The organism is Massilia aquatica (assembly GCF_011682045.1).
In the GTDB taxonomy this organism is placed as follows: Bacteria; Pseudomonadota; Gammaproteobacteria; order Burkholderiales; family Burkholderiaceae_D; genus Telluria_A; species Telluria_A aquatica.
Window position 1 is genome coordinate 1 of sequence record NZ_VVIW01000059.1, and the last position, 4,738, is coordinate 4,738.

General features: G+C 54.0%; 6 protein-coding genes. 2 read left to right on the forward strand and 4 right to left on the reverse strand.

Annotated elements, in window-relative coordinates; all coding sequences use genetic code 11:
* Positions 1-27: 27 nt before the first annotated feature.
* From F1609_RS33745 to F1609_RS33760, 4 genes are all read right to left on the reverse strand, one after another.
* The gene (locus F1609_RS33745) at positions 28-396 is read right to left on the reverse strand and encodes a M78 family metallopeptidase domain-containing protein (RefSeq protein WP_167082287.1); all 369 of its coding nucleotides are present in this window, start codon (positions 394-396) and stop codon (positions 28-30) included.
* Positions 397-398: 2 nt separating this feature from the next.
* Positions 399-965 (reverse strand): hypothetical protein, encoded by a 567-nt coding sequence (locus F1609_RS33750; RefSeq protein WP_167082289.1) that lies wholly within the window; start codon positions 963-965, stop codon positions 399-401.
* Positions 965-1,765, reverse strand: coding sequence for an RNA polymerase sigma factor (locus F1609_RS33755; protein WP_167082291.1), 801 nt, complete (start codon positions 1,763-1,765; stop codon positions 965-967). Before F1609_RS33755 ends, F1609_RS33750 begins: the two co-directional genes overlap by 1 nt.
* A 411-nt stretch (positions 1,766-2,176) precedes the next feature.
* Positions 2,177-2,989 (reverse strand): hypothetical protein, encoded by an 813-nt coding sequence (locus tag F1609_RS33760; protein ID WP_167082293.1) that lies wholly within the window; start codon positions 2,987-2,989, stop codon positions 2,177-2,179.
* 99 nt (positions 2,990-3,088) lie between these two features.
* Here F1609_RS33760 and F1609_RS33765 point away from each other — a divergent pair, with 99 nt between their 5' ends.
* Together F1609_RS33765 and F1609_RS33770 are read left to right on the forward strand one after the other, a co-directional pair.
* Positions 3,089-3,433, forward strand: coding sequence for a DNA-binding protein (locus F1609_RS33765; RefSeq protein WP_229422205.1), 345 nt, complete (start codon positions 3,089-3,091; stop codon positions 3,431-3,433).
* A 476-nt stretch (positions 3,434-3,909) separates the two neighbouring features.
* The gene (locus F1609_RS33770) at positions 3,910-4,593 is read left to right on the forward strand and encodes a PDDEXK family nuclease (RefSeq protein ID WP_167082295.1); all 684 of its coding nucleotides are present in this window, start codon (positions 3,910-3,912) and stop codon (positions 4,591-4,593) included.
* The last annotated feature ends 145 nt before the right edge of the window (positions 4,594-4,738 follow it).

Here is a 4,738-nt window from a genome sequence, read left to right on the forward strand (position 1 = left end):
CCCAATTTGAGGCCGGAAGCTTCTATTTCATTCGACTTTCGCACGCGAAAGTGAATCGCTATCGACGGCGGCGAAGACGCGCTTGGCATGCTCAGCGAAAAAACTGTCTGCCGCGCAGGCTCCTAGCTCGGCATGGCCGATTTCATGCGCCACCAGGAAAGCCTGTTCGAATTGCGTTCCAACTTTCTCGTGAACGATGAGAGGAATCTCACCGTCGAAGGCGGCGCGCGCGCCATCGAGTATTGCAGCACCCGGGGCACATGTTTCCACGGTAATGCCGAGCTCATTTGCGATTCCAACCGCGAACTGATAGGGGCGCCACGGTTCGCTCCCACGTTTAACTGCTTCGTCGTGTAGCCGTCTTGCGTGCTGCCGAGCGAGCTCTATGGCGTCCATGGTTACTGCCCGTTAAACAACTTCGACAACGCATCTTCGTCGTAGCCTGCCTCTTTCAGGATTCTTTCCAAAGAAACTTTTTCCGCTGCCGCTGGCTTGGTACTGGACTTACTCGCGCGAAGTTGAGATGCTTGGGGCGGTAAAGCCATATAGGCGGAAAGGACCGCGACTGGCGCACGCAAAGCCAGAGCCAGCTTCTCGAGAATGCGTGAAGGGATGGTCGATACTTCGATTCGGTGCTCACGCACAGCAAGGCCGGTCTGGATTGGGAATCCTAATACTTTGACTGCGTCTGTGAATAACTTCGCCGGTGCCGCCTGCAAAGCTTGCAGAGTTATCGGACCTTCCTGGATTCTGCGCATACCTTCATTCACAGCAGAAAGATCATCTGCGCTTAATGGCCCGTTGTCTTCGAGCTCTCGAGACAACTCTCTGGAAAGGTCCACGAGCTGGAGCGAATACTCGGGATACTGCAAAAGGTATTGCTCAAGTAGGCCAGCTCCGGGTTCGTAATCCATGGCGAAGGCGTTTAAAACGTCTTCCTGCTTGTTCGACAAATGCTTAGCCATTACATTCTCCCTTTTCGTTCGAGACGTATCTTTAAGGAGGCGAAAGCCTTGTCACGATGCGTGCGGATAGTCTTCTCAGCCTTGCCCATTACTTTGCTGATGGAGGTGACAGTGGAGTCCTTTGACTCGATGGGTATTTCTTGGCGCAACATCTCGACGATCCTCCGTTGGAATTCAGGTAAGGTGTCAATCGCATCGTCGAGCAACAACCGGTAATCTTTTTTGTCAAGTTCGTCAGCATCCAAGGGATCGTAGCCTTCAGCCGCAGCCGCAGCCGCAGCCGCAGCCGCAGCCTCCGCCCTTTCGGAAATCTCCGACTCGTCCGTACTCAGCTCGTCGCTCCGATTCTCGTGCGTCCAATGTCGAGTGCTGGCATCTTGCCGAGCCGCGGCTATGGCCGCGTTAAAGTTGATTTCGTAGTAATCAAAGCGGTCGTCATACCCATCCCGGTCGCTCATCAGTAGATCTACGAACCGGTCGCGAACGTCGTCACGAATGTTCATTCTGGTGAGAGACTCCGTGTGATTGCCCGCGTCCGCAGGCCGCGGTATGCGACGGATTACCCTTGCAAGCAAATGTTCAGTGAGTTTGTCACGTTCGGCGCCATTTGGCAGGTTGCGAACGAAGTACACCAACGCTTCAGGCGAAATGAACCCTGAGGCGGAACTTGGCCAAAGGGACGCACGACGTACCAGTTCGGCGCCGTTGAGGGTTGCAATTTCGTCGATTTCAGCTTCCACGACCTCGCGCCTGTAATAAGGCATGCCGTTCAGCTTGGTTTTTCGGAGGGAACGCGCCACAACTATTTCTCCATGTCTTGCCCATTTTGGGGCATGCATTTCATTGACAGGGCGCTCCCACAACTTCTAGGGTTCGCAACTCATTCCCTCAGTTTCGCGGTACGCGTCTATCCCTTGCCGCTGTTTTGCCGAACCACGACGTAATGCCAAGAAGAGATATGTAAAAATGATCAACATGCCGCATTGAAAATATACCATCAATCATTTTCATTTGGCAACAAAGTTTGCGAGCTTGCATACGCGTTGGGCAGCGCTAGTCGATAATCCAGACCAGCTCGCATCGGTGCTGGAATGAACTTTTGCGCTATTGCCGATTGAAAATGACGCAAGTTGTTCTGAAGAAAAAATTTGCTTTGTTCGGTGCTGATACTGAATCGGCGAAAAAAGGCTAGAGTGGGGAAGTGACTATCATCACTTAGCGAGGATCTCTCGAACCTCCAGACTCCATCGCGCTACAAAAAAATTTCCTTGTTCCGTATAACCTCGATCGGAAAAAGCCCTAATCAACCGCGTCAACGTTGAGAAGTAGCTGCTTCCCGACGCAATCCCGTCGAATGGCGGCCCCACCTTGGCAAAAAAATAACGATCAACGTACTCAATCATTGGTCGAAGCAAGCCGTGCTGCCCGAGCCACGCACCTTGCACGAGCAAGGCTCTGTTTATGCATTTGGCAAGGCTGTAGGCGAGATCGTTGCATTCTTCCTCAATTGCCTGACGCATCAGGAAGACGAGGCATGCCAAGTCCTCAAGCGAGCCAGAGCGGCTCAGGTTTCTCATCTTCCCAAAATGGCTATTGCCTTTCGGCAGGGTCTTCAGTTCAACGAGTCGACGAAAACTGGGCGGTAATCGTTGAAGCATCGCGTTGGTATGACGCTCGGCTGGCGTGTCTACTCGAAGCGCAATCCATAGGGCGTGGTTAAACAGCGCTGCGCTCCCTTCGCATTGCCGATCGGTGTAATCAATCAGCGCGACGCTTGGAGTACGAAAGCCTTTTGATCTCTCCGCCCACTGGCGATGCGCCATTTTCCTCTGCTCTGGGCTGTCTTGACCTGGCAGTGCATATCGCCTGGCAACCTCTGCAACCGTCTGTGCTCCAGCGTGTTCAGTCAAAACGTTGAACCAGGAGACGGTGGCAAACGCGTCAACTATGTGTCTACGCGAAAGGGGACCAACGCCGGACGCGAAAGCGAACTCATCAAGCGAAAGGACATTGGAATCAAACACTTATGCTCTGGATAGATTCGAATTGCGGCTCCTGCGTTGCAGATTTACGCGGAAGCCTTACAGGCTTAGCATTGTATCGCCCGGCACTGGTTTCAACACTTGGCACGCACCTCTTGCTCCGCCAACGGCGGTTCTTCAAATTTGATCAAATCGACGGCTATGGCTCCCGACAGAAACGCAATTGACGCTATACGTAAGCAGTTCTACGAACATGGCGTAACGGTCGCAGATTGGGCGCGTGAGCATGGCTTCGACGCGCACCTGGTCTACAGCGTCTTGAACGGCCGGAGCCGTGCTCAGCGAGGAGAATCACATCGAATAGCAATTGCTCTCGGTCTGAAGAAGGCATTCGATACCGAGCTTTTCCCGGGAAGAACGGGACGCCCGAGCGAAATTTCCACGAATGAAAGCGATACCACGGTGGAGGCGCAGATGAGCGGCTAATGCCCAAAAAAACGCAAAAGCCGCAGGCTTGCAGGCCGCGGCTTTTTGACGTAACGAGAGGGACTCTCGAATTTTCTGGCTGAAGTAAATGTACCTGCGTTGTCGTCGTAGGTCAAGGGTGTCCCTCGTCCAAAATTCGTAAAAGCGGCCTAGCTCCGCAGGGGACACCTATGACATCAAGACGTATGACGTTTTCGCGCCTCAAGGAAGTTTACCGACGCCAAGACCCGCCCAAGTGGGGGGCCGCGTACGTTCCTGGGATACTTGCGACGCGGGAGGAGGCGCCCGCGATCTCCTGGGCGGCTCAGATGTGGTCAGAGACGCTGCAGCGCTATATCCACGCATTGTCCCGAACCGAACAGTCAGCGGTGCGATTAGCCCTCTTCCATCCGAAGTTGTTCGACGTTCAGGAACAACGAATGCTGCCGCCAGAGCGAAGGCAGCATCCACTTATCGGACACCCAAGGGCAATCGGGATGGACCTTCCGGATATGCCGGGGACGATCGCAATCGCTGACCGGCTCGACGTGCTGAAACTGCACGGCTGGATCCGTCGAAAAGACGAGAAGGCAAGACAGGATCTCCTGGTGCCGTTGCCCTACTTCGGCGATCTGCTGCTCTTCCTCACGGATGACCGGGGACCGTATTGCATCAACTGGACAATCAAGCAGGATGAGAAGGACTTCCAGCGGTCGGTAAACTTGCGTAGCCGTGTGCGCAATCAACAAAAGGATACTCGGGCAGCACAGGCGCGACACGCAATCGAAGAGCAGCTCTACTGGGACGCCGGCATCCGAACGGTTCGATTTGTGGCGGTCACCGTTCCCGAGAAGCTGGATCACAATTTACGCAATCTTTACTTGCACCACCGTAGCAGCAATGCATTGGACGAGGCAGTAGAGCGGGAATTAGCGGACCGCCTGCGCGCTAGCCTGACAACTGGCGAGCCTCCTCAATCCATTCTCCTAGCCGTCACTCACCGTCACGGCCACGACTACCAGGACGTCCGCCAGGCCTTCTTTCGCTTGCTGTGGGAACGCCGTATTCGCGTCGAACTTATCGACGAAGTAGTGCTAGTCGATCGACCATTGAAGCCAGAGCGCAATGATGTTTTACAACGTTTCACGCATCTCTTTGGCCGCGAGGTGTACGAAAAATGAATCTCGGAGAACAAATATATGCTGTGGTCAAGTAATTTCGGACACCACGATAGGTTCGCGTACTGCCATTTTCCGTTCGTAGACGGCGGGCGACAGATTGCCCAATGCTGAATTGATGCGTTTGCAGTTGTAGAAGCCGACGATG